The organism is Corynebacterium sp. LaCa_282 (assembly GCF_057198125.1).
The window spans coordinates 2457489-2472946 of record NZ_CP191095.1 but is presented as its reverse complement, the minus strand read 5'-3'; the positions used below and the strand labels follow the sequence as shown (position 1 = coordinate 2472946).

The window sequence follows — 15458 nt, the reverse complement described above, 5'->3', positions numbered from 1 at the left end:
CCTAGCGGCCGGTATGTGATCGGTTACACTGACCCGTATGCGCGAGGAAATCCACAAGGGCATTAAAGACACGTGGGCGGCGGCTCTCGGGCTAATTCCATTGGGCTTGGCTTTTGGCCTCTTGATGGTGCAATCCGGCTTTAGCTGGTGGTGGACGCCCATATTTTCCATCGTTATCTACGCCGGTTCAATGGAGTTTCTCGCCATTTCCATGGTTACCGGTGGTGTCTCCGCGCTGTCCTCGCTCCTTACCGGGTTTATGGTGAATTTCCGCCATATCTTCTATGGGCTAACGTTCCCCCGCAAACGGATTAATTCCCCCGTGGGCAAGGCCTATTCCACCTATGCCCTCACGGATGAAACGTATGCCATCGTCTCGGCGCTCCCGCGCGAGGAGCGGCCTACCGGCACCCGCATTTTGAGCATACAAATCTTTTGCCAAATTCTGTGGGTAGGCGGCGGGATCGTTGGCGCGCTCGCCGGCCAGGTAATCCCCTCTTCCGTCGAGGGAATGGAATTTGCCCTCGTCGCCCTATTCGTCGTTCTAGCGATGGACTCCTTCCGCAATAATCAGGATCTGTCCCTCCCGCTATCGGCCGCGGCCTTGGGCATCCTCGCCGCATTCATTACCCCAGGGCAGCTGCTAATGGTCTCTCTGAGCGCCTATTTCTTATTGCTCATCATTCGCTACCTATCGCCTCGCGTGGATAACGCGCTTACCTGGCGACTGCAGCCCCTTCCCTCCACGACCGTGAAGGAGGATAACTAAATGCCGGACGGAGTCAGTTTAGGCACGATTGCTGCAGTGCTCATCCCTGTAGGCATCGTAACCGTCTTATTGCGGGAGCTTCCCTTCTCCGCAAAGAAGTGGATGAAGGACAGCGAGTTCTTTTCGCTGCTGGGCTTGATGATGCCCGTAGGCGTCATGACCATCTTGGTGGTCTATGCCGTTGCCGGACAGGCGGATGGCACCGGCGGCCTGTGGCCGGTGCTCTTGGGCGTGCTGGTCACTGCCGGACTGCACAAGTGGAAGCGGGATTCCGGATTATCCATCTTCGGCGGTACCGCGTTCTACATGCTGCTGGTGAACGTGGTGCTGTAGCCCGCTCTTAGCTAAAGCCCAAACTTGGTGGTAGCTTCCGTCCACAACGCCTCAAATTGTTCTTGGTCCATGTAGCGGGCGCTAATATCCGGGAACTCATCGTAGGTATCGGGGTGCGGAACCACTTCCTGCGGCGTGTCCACGTTTCCCGTGGAACTATTAGGGGTTGCTACGCCGACCACGGAATCCGCGGGATCCAAAGCGATCATTCGGTGCATGCGGCAGCGCTGGGCGTCGTGTTCTTCTAATTCTGCGAGGTGGACCGCTGAGCCCACTCCCGGGACGGTCAGTTCGGTGCGCACATAAAGGTAATTAGCCATGGGCACTTAGTGTAGTTGCTCCTCGTCCTCCTGCGCGTACCGGGAGGCCAACACAGAACAGATCATTAGCTGCACCTGGTGGTAAATCATGAGCGGGAGGATCAATAGCCCGAGCGATGTTGACCCTGAGGCAAAGATGACCGAGGCCATGGGAAGGCCAGTGGCCAAGGACTTCTTGGATCCGCAGAATTGGATAGCGATGATATCGGCGCGTGAGAATCCTAGTTTTCTGGAGATAAACCGCGTCAGCCACAACATGAAGATGACGAAGGCTGCGGCGAAAACCACGAGGAACACGATCTCCCAGACAGAGATGGAGGACCAAATTCCATCGACCACGCCCTTAGAAAAGGCCGAATAGACCACCATGGCAATGGAGCCGCGGTCCACCACCTTTGTGGCCTTGCTCTGAGCGAAGTCCGCAATCCAGCGCCGGGTTAATTGCCCCAATATGAATGGAGCGAGTAGCAAGAGGGAGATTTCCCCAAAGACCGAGGTATCGATATGAAGGCCGGAACCAGTACCCATGAGCAACATGACCAGGACGGGCGTGATGAAGACGCCGGCCAAGTTGGAGGTTGAGGCGGAGACGATTGCTCCAGATACGTTTCCCTTGGCAATGGAGGTAAAAGCCACCGAGGACTGCACGGTGGACGGGACCAGCGTGAGGAATAGGATCCCCATGTACATATCGTCAGTGATGAACTCGGTGAGGGGACGCAGGGCCAGACCGATGAGGGGATAAATCAAGAAAGTGAACGCGAGGATCGTGACGTGGAGCCGCCAGTGCTTAAGCCCGTTTATAGCCTCTTGCGTGGATAAGCGCGCGCCGTAGAGGAAGAACAAGAGCGCGATCGCCACATTCGTCAGGTTCCCAAATACGTCAGCAAAGGTGCCGCGGGCCGGTGCAATGATCGCGATTGCCACGGCCGCAAGGATGAGGACGATGAGGGGATCCGGCTTTTTGAGTCTGTGCAGCATGACCCAAAGTGTAAACCGTCCCGCTGGGTTCCACGAAAGGTAGTGGGGATAATTTTCGGCCCTGTGCTCTTCTTAAGCCGCATGGTTTCACGTGAAACCATGGGTATAGAACGTGATATGCCGGCGTGTATCTATGCGGTGGAGATCTTCGAGCCTTCTTGGCTTACTTCGTACTCTTTGAGCGGGTCCCGGCCTGGCCCTTCGATGACTGAGCCGTCCTGCAGGTTGTAGGACGTATGATGCGCCGGGCAGGTGGCGGTCATGCCGTCGATCTCCGTGATGGGATTTTGTTGATGCGGGCAGGTTTGGGAGTAGGCCTTAAACTCCCCTTCTTTCGGCTGCGTGAAGATAACCCCGTCGACGATGATTCCGGAGCCTACTGGAATGTCCGTTGCCGCGATTTCTGCGGACGGTTCTGAGCCGCAGGCCGCGAGGTATGCACCTGCGAAAGTCGTAGCGGATCCGAGCAAGAACATGCGACGCGAACAGATAGTCATAGCCTCTACTCTATCCTGAATGGTTCACGGCCGGTACATGATTTCGGCAACGGTTAATCATATGTCGGAGCAGCTAAAGTGAAATGGTTCTGTGTAGGTTTCACGTGAAACACGAAATTAGGACAGGTTGCCGTTCCAGGTTGCGACCGGCCCGGCCTCGGTGGGCGTGAGTTCATAGGTGCCGGAATCTAGACCTAAGTCATTAACGATGGGATGTGGCCCGTCCCCTCCTGCGGCGTGCGATTCAGGTTCGACGCGGTGGGAGTCGGTGACATAGGAACCAATGCTAAAAGTGGAGACGGCGATTGCGGCGAGGGCTGTGGTTTTCTTCATGCCTCCCATTGTCTACTCTTCCCCGCTCTAGGTGTAGTGGCGGAGCCGAGCTCTGCGGAACCTCTATGCGAGTTCTAGGAATTCCCACAGGAATCCCCGTAGGTTGTGGCACGCCACTATAGATGGAGTCCAACATAGGTAGGTTTCGTTAAATACCCCCTACTTAATTTAGCTGTGACGAAAAGTGTGCGACACCGTGGTTGGAGTAATAACGTCACAGTGTCATAAAAAATCTCCCTGCCCCGTACCTGTGTGACGTGATTGCCGGACAGGAACGGGAGGGAGAAAAACTCGAAAGCTAGTTATTTAATTATCAGAGTGGCGGGCGGCCTGGCGGAGGGCACCCAGATCAACCTCGGGTTGAGCGGCGGAGTCTGTGGCCGCCTCTTCCCCACCGCAGCCGCCGGAGCCACAGTTGCAGCTATCGCCACAACCGTCCTCATCGGCATGCGCTTGCTCATAAAGAAATGCCGCGCGGGAGCCAAGGTTTGAGCCGACGGAAAGCGCGAGGATGGCGATTACGAAAGTCGTGACCGGAATAAGCCACATCCAACCTTCTGCACGAAAAGCTACGACGCCGCCGAAAAGCAATGAGACTCCGCCAAGGGCCCAGAAGGGCCCCGCAACGGCGTGGGCATTATCCCACGCTTCACGTGATTTTCGGATCTCTTGTAAGCGCAAGCCGATGTATTTATTGCCGGGCAACCGCTTGGTGGCGGCGAGTGCGCCCACCGCGATAAGGAATACGGCAAGGATTAAAAATATGATTCCCACTGCGACCATATCCACAGTCTAATCCTGCAGGGCGAGATTGGAAATTAAGCTACGGGGCTGGTGTCTTAAATATAAGGTGCCTCGGGTAATATTCATTTTGGATCGACCGATAGATATTCGTTCGATTTTGCACCCGCACCACGCTGTCTCTCCTTCCGTTGGACCGCACCCAAGTGAGTCCCCGGACTGGGAACACCTAACCTGATTGTGATTGCATGAACCTCAAGAAAATAGCGGACTCTCTCCTTTTCCGCATCGTTCTCGCCATCGTGCTTGGCATTGTCTTTAGCCTCTTTGCCCCGGAGTGGTTTGGTCGAGCATTTGCGACCTTCAACGGGCTCTTTGGAAACTTCCTCAACTTCTTCATTCCTGTGCTGATTTTCGCCCTTGTCGCCCCGGCGATCGCCGGTCTTGGCAAGGGCGCAGGAAAATGGTTGGGGGTTACGGCGGGCATTGCCTACGGTTCCACCATTCTCTCGGGCTTGATTGCCTATGGCCTGGCAAAGTGGCTTTACCCCTCGATGTTGGCGGGCCAGACCCTAGTGACCAACGTGTCGGACGTGGATGAGGGCTCTCTCTCGCCTTATTTCGAGGTGGAGATGGCACCACCGTTTGAAGTGATGACGGCGCTCCTGCTTTCTTTCTGCATTGGCGTCGCCATGACGACGGTCAAGTCCGATACGCTCTATACCGTCACCAAGGAACTGGAAAATGTGGTGGTTAAGGTCATTTGGGGATTCGTTATTCCCATCTTGCCGTTCTACATCTTCGGCATGTTCCTTGGCCTGGGTATGAACGGCAATATTGGCGATGTCCTTTCTGCCTTCGCGAAGGTCCTGATCCTGGCCGTGGTCATGACGCTGGTGTACCTCGTACTCCAGTATGTGGTCGCCGGGGCCATTGCAGGTAAGAATCCGTTTAAGGCGCTGCGGAATATGCTGCCGGCATACTTCACTGCATTGGGTACGTCTTCTTCTGCTGCGACCATCCCGGTGTCCTTGGAATCCAGCTTGCGAAACGGCATCTCGAAGCCGGTCGCGAGCTTTGTGATCCCGTTGTGCGCGACGATTCACCTGTCCGGCTCGATGATGAAGCTGACGCTCTATGCCTTCGCCATCGTCTTCATGGCGAATATGGATATCAGCACTGGCACCGGTCTTGGCTTTATCTTCTTGCTGGGAATCATGATGATCGCCGCTCCAGGTGTTCCGGGTGGTGCCGTTATGGTGGCCGTTGGCCTCTTGGCGGACATGATGGGCTTCGATGACGGAATGGTGGCGCTGATGATCGCCGCTTATATTGCGATTGACTCCGTCGGCACTGCAGCGAACGTTACCGGCGATGGTGCCATTGCGATGGTCGTCGATAAGTTCGCCCGCGACAAGGTCGATACCCTGAACGACGAAGAGGCGGAGACTGCGGCCTAGTTTCCCGTGAAACATTTGCGCCCCCTGGCTTCCCCACCCAACAAATGTGGGAGGAAGCCAGGGGCTCTTTCGTGCGCTGCTACCTTTTAAAAGGCACTATTTCTTGGTCGCTTCCTTCATCGCGGAGATGAAGTCGGTCAGCTCAGCGTGCAAGGCATCGGCATCCTCGATCGTCCCAGCGGCACCGGTTTCACGTGAAACATGGCGGTCGATGATCTTGGTGATCGCGGATCCGGTAATGGCGCCCGCGGCGTTTGCGGCGATGGCATCGGCGACGTGCTGCGGTGAAGAGATACCGAAACCGAGTAAGACCGGAGGTCCATCGAACCGCTGAATGCTGGCAACCACCTCGTCGAGGCCAGTGGTCTCAGATTCTTTCTCGGTTCCCGTCACGCCATCGCGGGAGATCGCGTAAATATATCCCTGCGAATATTTGGCGACGCCGGCAAGCGTGCGTTCAGCGGCCCGCGCGGGTGCGATGAAGATGGGGTCGATTCCAGCTTCCTTTGCCGCGGCGATGAAAGGGGCGCCTTCGCGCACGGGGACATCGGGAAGCAAAATGCTATCGGCGCCAGCTTCCGCGAACTCCGCATAGAATTGCTCCACCCCGCGGGCGAAGGCAACGTTGCCATAGATCAACATGCCGATGGGCAAATCGGGGAACTCGGAACGAATCTTTCGGACCTGATCCAAAGCGCTATCCAGGCTCGCTCCCCCATCGAGGGCGCGGATGTGCGAGGCTTGGATGGTAGGACCATCCGCCACCGGGTCCGAGAAGGGAACGCCGAGCTCGAGGGCATCCGCCCCAGCGGCGACTGCGGTGCGGATGATATCCACGCTCGCCTCAGGAGTTGGATCGCCCAGCATGATGAAAGGGACAAACGCGCCCTCATTCTTCTCACGCAACGCGGCAAAAAGTTTATCGTAACGGCTGCCCATGATTAGTTCTCCTTGAGTTGCAGTTCGGGGTGGGATTCCAAGGTGTGGCGGACATGGTCGATGTCCTTATCGCCGCGGCCGGAAAGTGAGACGAGGATGGTGATGTCCTCGTCCTTGCGCTTCAGGGCATAGGCCAGGGCGTGGGAGGATTCGAGCGCGGGAATGATGCCCTCCTTTTTGGACAACAGTTGGAAGGCCTCTAGGGCTTCGGCGTCCGTGATTCCCACGTATTTCGCTCGGCCGGTTGCGTGAAGGTGCGCGTGCTGTGGGCCCACGCCGGGGTAGTCCAAGCCGGCGGAGATGGAATAGGATTCTTCCACCTGGCCGTCAGAATTGCGCATGAGGTAACTGCGTGCGCCGTGGAGGATGCCCACCGTGCCATTGTTAATGGTGGCCCCGTGCTCCCCGGAATCGAGGCCAGCACCGCCTGGCTCGGCGCCGACCAATTCCACCGCGTCCTCGTCGATGAAGTCCGCGAACATGCCGATGGCGTTGGAGCCGCCGCCCACGCAGGCGACGACGAGATCGGGCAGGCCACCCGTTTTCTCAATGAGCTGCGCCTTGGCTTCGGTAGAAATGACGCGGTGGAATTCGCGCACGATGGTGGGAAATGGGTGTGGGCCGGCCGCGGTGCCGAGCAGGTAATGCGACTCATGGAAAGTAGCGGTCCAATCGCGCAGTGCCTCGTTGACGGCATCCTTCAACGTCCCGGAGCCGGTATCGACGGGGACGACCTTTGCACCCATAAGCTCCATGCGGAAGACGTTGGGCTGCTGGCGCTGGACATCCTTGGCGCCCATGTAGACCACGCACTCGAGATCGAGCAGCGCACAGGCTAATGCTGTTGCCGTGCCGTGTTGGCCCGCACCGGTCTCGGCAATGATTCGCCTCTTGCCCATCCGCTTGGCCAGGAGGGCTTGGCCGAGGACCTGGTTGGTCTTATGGGCCCCGCCGTGGACGAAGTCTTCGCGCTTTAGGAAGATCCGCGCTTTCCCGCCGAGCTTTTTTACCTCGGTAACGGGGGTCGGACGACCCAGGTAGTCGCGCAGCAATCCGGCGAGTTCTTCGCGGAAGCTGGGATCATTCTGGGCATCGACAAAAGCCTGCTCCAATTGATCCAATGCGGGGATGAGGGATTCCGGGACGTATTGTCCGCCGAATTCCCCGAAGTATGCGGGAAGGAGTGTTTCACGTGAATCGGGCATGGTTAATCTTTCTTGTCAGGTTGGTTGAATAATCGGATGGTGCGGAAGGCTTGCGATATCAGGGCGGCGTCTTTGTCCCCAGGGCGCGTTTCTAATCCTGAATTCAGGTCGAGCCCCGCGGTTCCCACGCGGAGCGCGCCATTCAGGTTGTCGAGGTTGAGGCCCCCGGCCAGGAGGCTGTGGGCTTTGATGTCTTCCGGGATCGCCGCCCAATCAAAGCTTTGGCCGGTGCCTCCCCTACCCGAGTCGAGCACGAGGCGGTCAACCCGTCCGGCGAGTTGAGACGCCATTTCTACCCACTGGGGGTTGGTCATATCGATGGCCCGCCAGACTAATTCTGCGTCGGTGTCCGCGAGGGCCGCGCGGGTACGGTCGATCAAAGCTAGCTCTCCATCCACGCTGCCTTGGAATGGGGCGTGCAACTGAATTCCGGACAGCCCACGGGTTGCCGCTATCTCTCGCAATTCGGCGGGGTCGTCGCTGCGGGTCACGGCTACGTAGTCCAAGCCGTGTTCGGCGGCGATGAATTTCTCGGCGGTTTCACGTGAAACATTGCGCGGGGAATCCGGAGCGAAGATGAGCCCTCCGTAGCGGGCACCGGCGGCGCGGGCGGCTTGGGCGGTGGAGGCGGCTGTGAGTCCGCAGACCTTATTCGCGCCAAAGAGCAGATCCCGGGCGGCGCGGTCGATGTCCTCGTGGGAGGTCAGCTGGGAGCCGACGAGGAAGGCATTGGCGTGGGCACCCAAGCGCCGGACGGTGTGGTTATCGCGGATGCCGGATTCGGAAACGACGACTTTATCGTTAGGCACGTACCTGGCGAGCTGCTCGGTGCGGGAGAGGTCGATGCTCAAGTCATGGAGGTTGCGGTTATTAATGCCGATGATCTCCACCCCGAAGGACAGCGCGCGGTCCACCTCATCCTTGGTGATGGCTTCAGTCAGAACATCGAGCCCCAACTCATCCGCCAAAAACTTCAGCTGCGCAAAGGTCTCATCATCCACGATGGACATCATGAGCAAAATTGCATCCGCGTCGTAGTAGCGCGCAGCATAGACCTGAATCGGATCGACGATGAAATCCTTACACAATACCGGCAGGTGCGTGGACTGGGCAACGGTCTGGAGGTGATCGTAATCCCCGCCGAACCGCTCGGGCTCGCACAGCACCGAAATGGCATCCGCATAGCGGGAATAGACGCGCGCGATTTCGCCGGGGCGGTAATCCTCGCGAATCATTCCGAGGGATGGCGACGCGGATTTGCACTCCATGATGAAGCGGTTAGTGCCATTGAGCGCGGCAAAAAGCGAACGTTGGGACGGCTCAAGCTTGTCCACATCTACGTGGGCGATGCGCTCGCGAATGCCGGCAAGGTGGGTGCGGCGCTTCGCCACAATCCCCTCGAGCACCGTCGGCAGTTTCTGTTCTGTCATTTCTTTTCCCTCGTGTGGCCTTCTTAGTATTCCGCTTGCTCGTGGGTGCGCAGCCAGCGGTCCACTTCCCCGCTATCGATGAGCCCCTTGGCGTGGGCGACGCCCTCTGCAATCGAGGCCGTGGTGCCATCCAGATAAAACATCGCTCCAGCCGATGCCGCGACCGCATCATAGTGCGCCGGCTTGCCCGAACCATTGAAGATGGCGCGCACGTGCTCGGCATTATCCTGCCCGTCCCCACCGGCGAGCTCACTGAGCTCATGCTTGGCGATACCCAACTCCTCCGGCGGCAGCTCATAGTGCGAAATCTCGCCATCTTTCAGCTCCCAAACCTGCGTGGTGCCGTGGGTAGCGATCTCATCGGTACCGGCGCCGTGGACGACGAGCGCCCGCCTGCGCCCCAGCTCCCGGAAGACCTCCGCGATCATGGGGCCCTGGGAGGGATTGGCGATGCCCATGATCTGTAGCTCTGGGCGGCCCGGGGAGAGCAAGGGGCCCAAGGTATTGAAGATGGTGGAGACCCCGAGCGCCTTGCGCACCGGTTGCACGTGAGCCACCGCGGGGTTGTAGGCCGGAGCGAAGAGGAAGGTGAAGTTGGAGGCCTCGAATTGTCGGACGGCGCGGTCCACGTCGAGGTCCAGCGGAATATTTAGCGCCTCGAGCACATCGGCGGAACCGGACTTGGAGGAAACGGACCGGTTGCCGTGCTTGACCATCCTCACTCCCCCAGCGGCGGCAACCAAGGAGGCGGCGGTCGTGATATTGATGGTATTCGCGCCATCGCCACCGGTTCCTGCGGAGTCCATGAGGCCCTCACCAGTAATGGGAAAGGGGTGGCCAACTTTCAGGAATGCCTTGGCGGCACCCGTGATATCCGCGAGGGTTTCGCCGCGGGTACGGATATGGGTCAGCAGCGCGGAGATCTGAATATCGTCATAATCGCCCACGGCAACCGGGGTGAAGACCTCGGTGGTCTCCTCCACGGTGGGCGCGGGATTATCCAAAAAGGCTTGCAGTGTTTTCAGCGGGTTCTGGTTCGTCATTAGTCTTTTAGCTCCGTAGTGGGATGAGTGGATAGTCGGTGGATGCAGCGGTCCAGCATGTCTGGGCCACGAGGCGAGAGGATCGACTCGGGGTGGAATTGCATGCCCAGCGCCATGCCATCGTCTGTCTCGGCGGCCATGGCGATGGTCCCAATCTCTGCTTCCGTCTCCGCGAGCACCCGCATGCCGGCTGGCACGTGGGTGCACCCCAAGGAGTGGTACCGGGCCACCGGGACCTGGGTGCCGGGGACGCCGGGTTGGGCGGGATCGGCATCGGTGGCTAGGCCGGCGAAGACTGGGTGGGCGGCGCCGGCATCGGTAAGCGTCATGGGCATGGACTTGCCGTGCACGGGGCCGCACGGCCCTACCCCGCCACCGTGGTAGTCCAGCAGCGCCTGGAAGCCCAAGCAGACGCCGAGGATGGGAATGGTGCCCAAGGTGGCATCAATAAGCTCCATCATGCAGCCAGCGTCGCGCGGGTGGCCGGGGCCTGGGGAAAGGACAATAATATCGGGCTCGGCCGCCAGCACCTCCGCGACGGAGACGCTGTTGCGGTAGACGGTGGTGCGGTAACCGGCGAGGGCATCGACGAGGTTATAGACAAAGGAATCGTGGTTATCGAGCAAGACCACGTGCGGTGAATTCATCGCTGTACCTCCAGGGTGGCGTTGTGCGCGAGGGCAATGGCGTGGAGAACGGCATAGGCCTTGTGCAGGGTTTCATCGGCTTCGGAATGGGGGACGGAATCGTGCACCACCCCGGCACCGGCTTGGACGGCGGCCGTACCGCGGTGCACGAAGGCGGAGCGAATGACAATGCAGGTATCCATGGCGCCGTCGCCGCGCAGGTACCCCACCGCGCCGCCGTAGGAGCCACGGCGCTTGTGTTCGGCCTGCCGGATGAGCTCGCTGGCGCGCAGCTTGGGCGCGCCGGTCAACGTTCCCATGTTCATGCAGGCGCGGTAGGCATCGAGGGCATCGAAGTCCTCGTGCAAGGTGGCGGTCACGCGGGAAACCAAGTGCATGACCCGCGAATAGCGATCCACTTGGAGCAGGTCCGCCACTCGCCGAGTGCTGGGCTTTGCCACGCGGGCGAGGTCATTGCGCGCGAGATCCACCAGCATGGTGTGCTCGGCTAGCTCCTTGGTATCCGTGCGCATTTCTAGCTCGTTGCGGATATCCAACTCATCGTTGATCGTGCCATCCGGGTTGAGCCCGCGGGGCCGGGTTCCGGCGATGGGATAGAGCTCCACCTGCCGAGTCGCGGGGTCAAATTTCAGATTAGATTCCGGTGATGCGCCGAAAAGCTCGTAATCTTCTCCCCGCAGATAGAACATATACGGCGAAGGATTGGTCTCCCGGAGCTGGCGATAGGCCGCGAAGGCATCGGGGCAGTTCACCGTGAAGGTGCGGGCGGGGACGACCTGGTAAATATCGCCAGAGTCAATATTTCCCTTGAGCCGCGTTACCTGCTCGCAAAAAGCGGCATCGTCAATATCCGCGGTCGCCGCCAGGGTCCCTGCGGTTTGGCCTGGCGCCGGATCCTCTATGGCGGTGATGGGCGTGGCGGCAAGCGCATCGAGCCTGTCTTCCAAGCGGGCTCGGTCGATATCCCATCCCTCTACGCGCGCCGTCTGTGTTAGGTGGTCCACCGCAAGGACGGTCTGGGCGACGAGGAATTCATAATCGGGAAACGTATTAGGCCCCTCGCCTACCTCGGGCAGGTTTTCAAAGGTGGCCAAATAGTCATAGGCAAAGCCTCCGGCGACGAAGGGCAACAGGGGCGAGGAATACGAATCATCGCGCTGCAGCGCGCGGAGGATATCGGCCGTCGATTCATCCAGGAGCCGTTGCCGTTCATCGGACTCGTTGGAGGGCGAAAACTCAAAGACAATTTCCGTGGTTTCACGTGAAACAATTCGGTCTGCGAAGCGCGATTGCAGCATGGAGATAAGCCGCTCCCCCGCCGGGCTGAGCGCGAGTACGCGAACCCGCTGGCCGGTACAGGTCACTTTGGCCGCGGCATCGAGCACGGCGAGGCACGTGAGGTTCTTCTTGGTTTCAATATCCGCGCTTTCCAATAATAAGGAATCGCTCGGTCGCGCTAAGCTATGAAATAACGCCGAGGCATCCCGGCAATAGGCGATATCGCGGGTGGCGGTGTATGTCATTGCAGTGCCCTTTCGGGAGTAACTGAGGTACAGAGTGCGAGGGACCCGTAGTATCCGCGAGCAGAAGGCACTGAAAACGCCGAAAGGCCCGCAGAAAGCGAGCCTAAAAATGGGTTGCGAAGAAAGGCCCGCGAGTTACGCGCGCCACCACCAACGAGTAGTCATTTTCTTCATGCGCACTAGCCTAGCCTAAATTTCTATAGGGCGGAAGAAACAAATGAAAAATATTCAAACCGGTTCTTATGCGTCTTTTATGTGTCGCCCGAAAGCGACCTAAGGAGCTCGACTTTGAACCACGTCGATCCAAGCCGAAATCGGAGTAGTGTGGTGTAAGTCTATATTTCCAAGAAAGGTGATGGTTATGAGCATCAATATCGAAGAGGTAATTGCAAAGGTTCCTACCCAGTTGCTCATCGGTGGTGAGTGGCGCGACTCCACCTCCGGGGAGACTTTCGACGTGGAAAACCCGGCCACGGGCGAGAAGCTCGCGACGCTTGCTTCCGCGAACAGGGAGGATGCCACTGCCGCCCTGGATGCCGCCTGCGCCGTCCAGGATGAGTGGGCCCGCACCACGCCGCGCGAGCGCGCAGAGATCTTGCGCCGGGCTTTCGAACTCGTGCAGGAGCGCGCGGAAGACTTCGCCGCGCTGATGACCCTTGAGATGGGCAAGCCCATCGCGGAGTCCAAGGGTGAGGTCACCTACGGCGGGGAGTTCCTCCGTTGGTTTAGCGAAGAAGCGGTGCGCGATTATGGCCGCACCGCAACCGTTCCCGAAGGTACATTGCGGATGATCACCCGCCGCAAGCCGGTGGGCCCCTGCCTGTTGATTACCCCGTGGAACTTCCCGCTCGCGATGGCGACCCGCAAGGTGGCCCCCGCGGTGGCAGCGGGCTGCACGATGGTGCTCAAGCCGGCGAAGCTTACTCCCCTCACCGCGCAGTACTTCGCGCAGACCATGCTCGATGCGGGCCTGCCCAAGGGTGTGCTCAACGTCGTATCCGGCAAGTCCGCCTCCGCTATTTCGGAGCCGCTGCTTGCCGATGCCCGCCTGCGCAAGCTCTCCTTCACCGGCTCCACCCCAGTGGGCAGGACCCTGCTGAAGGGTGCGGCCGATAACGTATTGCGCACCTCCATGGAGCTCGGCGGAAATGCGCCGTTCATCGTCTTTGAAGATGCAGACATCGATCAGGCGGTCAAGGGCGCTATGGGCGCCAAGATGCGCAATATCGGCGAGGCCTGCACGTCGGCCAACCGCTTCTTGGTCCACGAATCCGTGGCTGAAGAGTTCTCTGAAAAGCTCGTCGCGGAGTTTAAGAAGCTCAAGCTGGGCAACGGCATGGATGAGGGCGTGACCTGTGGCCCGCTCATCGAGCCTAAGGCCCTCGATAGCGTCTCCGGCCTCGTGGACGATGCCGCCGAGAAGGGCGCCACCATCCTTACCGGCGGCAAGCGGGCAGGCGGCGACGGCTACTTCTATGAGCCGACCGTCATTAGCAATGTTTCACGTGAAACACGCGTTTCTCAGGAAGAGATCTTCGGTCCCGTCGCCCCGATTATCACCTTCAGCACCGAGGAAGAGGCACTCGAGATCGCCAACGACACCGAGTACGGCTTGGCGTCCTATGTCTTTACCGAAGATTCCGATCGTCTCTGGCGCGTCGCCGATGGCTTGGAGTTCGGCCTGATGGGCTTTAACGCCGGCGTTATTTCGAACGCCGCCGCCCCATTCGGTGGCGTCAAGCAGTCGGGTTTGGGCCGCGAGGGCGGCGCGGAAGGCATTGCGGAATACACCACCGTGCAGTACTTGGGCATCCGCGACCCTTATGCGAATGCCTAATACCGCCCAGCAATCACAGTTTAGAACGCTCTTATAACCGCGTTTGATTAAACAATTAAGTGCCCGCGGCGTATACTCACTCCCCGCATAATTGTGATTGCTTTCCTTCTCCCCGCACGCGGCCCTTCTGGGGCCGTGCGCGGTTGGGAGGATTTTTATTTTTTATTTGGAGTGAGTTTTGTCAATAACGAATTCAGCGGCAGCTCAGCCGCCATTGATTACACCCACGTTCCTTTTGGCGTGGGTGGCTAATTTTGGCCAGTTTCTTGTCTTTTACCTAACTGTGACGACCATGGCCCTCTACGCCGTCGAGAGCTTCGGGGCATCCGATACCGTCAGTGGTTTTGCCTCCAGCGCCTTCGTTTTGGGCGCGACATTCATGCGCATCGTCTCCGGCTGGTTGGTGGACCGCGTGGGGCAAAAGCGCGCCGCTCTGACCTCGCTGGCCTTCGTCAGCATCGTGACGGTGGGCTATTTCGTGGCGCATAACGTGGCCGTTCTGATCCTGGTGCGCCTGCTTCACGGCGCGGGCTATGCGCTAACCTCGACGGCGCTGATGGCCGTCGCCCAGTCCGTCATCCCCCAGCAGCGCCGCGCGGAAGGCACCGGCTACTTCGCCCTCGGCACGACCCTGGCTACCGCCTTCGGCCCAGCCGTGGGCTTGTTCTTGGCCAATAATATTGGCTATAACACCCTCTTCGCGGTCGCCCTGGGGTCCAATATCGTCTCCCTCGTGCTGGCGCTCGTATTGCGCTACCCGGCGGAACTCGATGAGGAAAAGCCGGCCTTCAAGCTGCGCAACGCGGTGCACCCCAACGTGTTGCCGATCGGCTTTTTCATGCTCCTAGTGGGCATCGCCTACTCCGGCGTGGTCACCTACTTCAATGCCTATGCACGCGAAGAAGACCTTGCCACCGGTGCCGGGCTCTTTTTCATCGGCTACGCCGTAGTCATGCTCATCATGCGCTTCTTCTTGGGCCGGATCCAGGACCACAAGGGCGATAACTCGGTCATGTACCTGGGCCTGGTCTCTTTCGCCATCGCCCTTATCATCATGGGCTTTCCCAGCAATGACGTCATGCTCGTGGTCGCGGGTGCGTTTACGGGCATGGGATACGGCACGCTAAGCCCCGCCTGCCAGGCCATCTCGGTGCGCTCTGTATCGGCCGCCCAAATAGGCGCGGGCATCTCCACGATGTTCCTCTTGATGGATTTCGGCATCGGCCTCGCACCCTTCGGGCTTGGCCCCATCGTGAGCGCCACCGGCTTCGATACGATGTACCTCATCCTCGCCGGCCTCATCGCCGTCGCGGCGGTGTATTACTACATGGTGCACGGCCGTTACCCCAAGGCGAAGGCACCCGTCGTCAGCGCCGAAGAGGGCACGCAGCCGGCCTAAA

Annotated in this window: 16 protein-coding genes; 5 read left to right on the top strand and 11 right to left on the bottom strand. The window is 59.3% G+C overall.

The features are described from left to right. Positions 1-37 precede the first annotated feature (37 nt). Positions 38-769 (top strand): AzlC family ABC transporter permease, encoded by a 732-nt coding sequence (locus tag ACP8KU_RS11615; RefSeq protein WP_284609510.1) that lies wholly within the window; start codon positions 38-40, stop codon positions 767-769. Continuing rightward, complete coding sequence (locus ACP8KU_RS11610; RefSeq protein WP_237792223.1) at positions 770-1102, top strand: branched-chain amino acid transporter permease; 333 nt, start codon at positions 770-772, stop codon at positions 1100-1102. A gap of 11 nt (positions 1103-1113) precedes the next feature. On the opposite strand, the gene ACP8KU_RS11605 is transcribed toward ACP8KU_RS11610, so the two are convergent. The 5 genes from ACP8KU_RS11605 to ACP8KU_RS11585 form a co-directional block, all read right to left on the bottom strand. After that, positions 1114-1422 carry a hypothetical protein gene (locus ACP8KU_RS11605; protein ID WP_034653711.1) on the bottom strand — a complete coding sequence of 103 codons (309 nt, stop codon included), beginning with the start codon at positions 1420-1422 and terminating at the stop codon, positions 1114-1116. 6 nt (positions 1423-1428) lie between these two features. Beyond that, complete coding sequence (locus tag ACP8KU_RS11600) at positions 1429-2403, bottom strand: bile acid:sodium symporter family protein (RefSeq protein WP_284609511.1); 975 nt, start codon at positions 2401-2403, stop codon at positions 1429-1431. Between the two features lie 131 nt (positions 2404-2534). Beyond that, entirely contained in the window at positions 2535-2900 is a 366-nt protein-coding gene (locus ACP8KU_RS11595) for a Rieske (2Fe-2S) protein (RefSeq protein ID WP_278722912.1), read from the bottom strand. A 117-nt stretch (positions 2901-3017) separates the two neighbouring features. After that, positions 3018-3233 (bottom strand): catechol 1,2-dioxygenase, encoded by a 216-nt coding sequence (locus tag ACP8KU_RS11590; RefSeq protein WP_232018313.1) that lies wholly within the window; start codon positions 3231-3233, stop codon positions 3018-3020. Positions 3234-3539: 306 nt separating this feature from the next. Beyond that, entirely contained in the window at positions 3540-4016 is a 477-nt protein-coding gene (locus ACP8KU_RS11585; protein WP_034657984.1) for an SdpI family protein, read from the bottom strand. Between the two features lie 206 nt (positions 4017-4222). Between ACP8KU_RS11585 and ACP8KU_RS11580 the strand changes: the two genes are divergently transcribed. Continuing rightward, the gene (locus tag ACP8KU_RS11580; RefSeq protein ID WP_005280439.1) at positions 4223-5434 is read left to right on the top strand and encodes a dicarboxylate/amino acid:cation symporter; all 1212 of its coding nucleotides are present in this window, start codon (positions 4223-4225) and stop codon (positions 5432-5434) included. A gap of 96 nt (positions 5435-5530) precedes the next feature. Here ACP8KU_RS11580 and trpA read toward each other — a convergent pair whose 3' ends face one another. From trpA to ACP8KU_RS11550, 6 genes are read right to left on the bottom strand one after another with little or no spacing between them, the layout of a single operon-like run. After that, positions 5531-6373: a tryptophan synthase subunit alpha gene (gene trpA / locus ACP8KU_RS11575; protein WP_284609512.1), complete on the bottom strand. Its 843-nt coding sequence runs from the start codon at positions 6371-6373 to the stop codon at positions 5531-5533. Between the two features lie 2 nt (positions 6374-6375). Beyond that, the gene (trpB, locus tag ACP8KU_RS11570) at positions 6376-7578 is read right to left on the bottom strand and encodes a tryptophan synthase subunit beta (RefSeq protein ID WP_284609513.1); all 1203 of its coding nucleotides are present in this window, start codon (positions 7576-7578) and stop codon (positions 6376-6378) included. Between the two features lie 2 nt (positions 7579-7580). Then, positions 7581-9008, bottom strand: a complete 1428-nt coding sequence (trpCF, locus tag ACP8KU_RS11565; protein WP_484483786.1) for a bifunctional indole-3-glycerol-phosphate synthase TrpC/phosphoribosylanthranilate isomerase TrpF — start codon at positions 9006-9008, stop codon at positions 7581-7583. Between the two features lie 23 nt (positions 9009-9031). Beyond that, the gene (trpD, locus tag ACP8KU_RS11560) at positions 9032-10051 is read right to left on the bottom strand and encodes an anthranilate phosphoribosyltransferase (protein WP_484483785.1); all 1020 of its coding nucleotides are present in this window, start codon (positions 10049-10051) and stop codon (positions 9032-9034) included. Continuing rightward, complete coding sequence (locus tag ACP8KU_RS11555; protein ID WP_023028009.1) at positions 10051-10698, bottom strand: anthranilate synthase component II; 648 nt, start codon at positions 10696-10698, stop codon at positions 10051-10053. Before ACP8KU_RS11555 ends, trpD begins: the two co-directional genes overlap by 1 nt. Then, complete coding sequence (locus ACP8KU_RS11550) at positions 10695-12221, bottom strand: anthranilate synthase component 1 (RefSeq protein WP_023028008.1); 1527 nt, start codon at positions 12219-12221, stop codon at positions 10695-10697. The genes ACP8KU_RS11555 and ACP8KU_RS11550 overlap by 4 nt, the downstream gene beginning before the upstream one ends. A 361-nt stretch (positions 12222-12582) precedes the next feature. On the opposite strand from ACP8KU_RS11550, the gene ACP8KU_RS11545 reads away from it, so the two are divergent. After that, positions 12583-14058 carry an NAD-dependent succinate-semialdehyde dehydrogenase gene (locus ACP8KU_RS11545; RefSeq protein WP_484483784.1) on the top strand — a complete coding sequence of 492 codons (1476 nt, stop codon included), beginning with the start codon at positions 12583-12585 and terminating at the stop codon, positions 14056-14058. A 178-nt stretch (positions 14059-14236) separates the two neighbouring features. After that, positions 14237-15457 (top strand): MFS transporter, encoded by a 1221-nt coding sequence (locus ACP8KU_RS11540; RefSeq protein WP_484483783.1) that lies wholly within the window; start codon positions 14237-14239, stop codon positions 15455-15457. The last annotated feature ends 1 nt before the right edge of the window (position 15458 follow it).

What these genes read in the sequence shown, in the direction of transcription:
- ACP8KU_RS11590 (WP_232018313.1), bottom strand. Translation starts at nt 3,233, where the DNA reads ATGAAGAAAACCACAGCCCTCGCCGCAATCGCCGTCTCCACTTTTAGC.
- ACP8KU_RS11545 (WP_484483784.1), top strand. Translation starts at nt 12,583, where the DNA reads ATGAGCATCAATATCGAAGAGGTAATTGCAAAGGTTCCTACCCAGTTG.
- ACP8KU_RS11585 (WP_034657984.1), bottom strand. Translation starts at nt 4,016, where the DNA reads ATGGTCGCAGTGGGAATCATATTTTTAATCCTTGCCGTATTCCTTATC.
- ACP8KU_RS11595 (WP_278722912.1), bottom strand. Translation starts at nt 2,900, where the DNA reads ATGACTATCTGTTCGCGTCGCATGTTCTTGCTCGGATCCGCTACGACT.
- trpA (WP_284609512.1), bottom strand. Translation starts at nt 6,373, where the DNA reads ATGGGCAGCCGTTACGATAAACTTTTTGCCGCGTTGCGTGAGAAGAAT.
- ACP8KU_RS11610 (WP_237792223.1), top strand. Translation starts at nt 770, where the DNA reads ATGCCGGACGGAGTCAGTTTAGGCACGATTGCTGCAGTGCTCATCCCT.
- trpB (WP_284609513.1), bottom strand. Translation starts at nt 7,578, where the DNA reads ATGCCCGATTCACGTGAAACACTCCTTCCCGCATACTTCGGGGAATTC.
- ACP8KU_RS11605 (WP_034653711.1), bottom strand. Translation starts at nt 1,422, where the DNA reads ATGGCTAATTACCTTTATGTGCGCACCGAACTGACCGTCCCGGGAGTG.
- trpD (WP_484483785.1), bottom strand. Translation starts at nt 10,051, where the DNA reads ATGACGAACCAGAACCCGCTGAAAACACTGCAAGCCTTTTTGGATAAT.
- ACP8KU_RS11555 (WP_023028009.1), bottom strand. Translation starts at nt 10,698, where the DNA reads ATGAATTCACCGCACGTGGTCTTGCTCGATAACCACGATTCCTTTGTC.
- ACP8KU_RS11580 (WP_005280439.1), top strand. Translation starts at nt 4,223, where the DNA reads ATGAACCTCAAGAAAATAGCGGACTCTCTCCTTTTCCGCATCGTTCTC.
- ACP8KU_RS11550 (WP_023028008.1), bottom strand. Translation starts at nt 12,221, where the DNA reads ATGACATACACCGCCACCCGCGATATCGCCTATTGCCGGGATGCCTCG.
- trpCF (WP_484483786.1), bottom strand. Translation starts at nt 9,008, where the DNA reads ATGACAGAACAGAAACTGCCGACGGTGCTCGAGGGGATTGTGGCGAAG.
- ACP8KU_RS11615 (WP_284609510.1), top strand. Translation starts at nt 38, where the DNA reads ATGCGCGAGGAAATCCACAAGGGCATTAAAGACACGTGGGCGGCGGCT.
- ACP8KU_RS11600 (WP_284609511.1), bottom strand. Translation starts at nt 2,403, where the DNA reads ATGCTGCACAGACTCAAAAAGCCGGATCCCCTCATCGTCCTCATCCTT.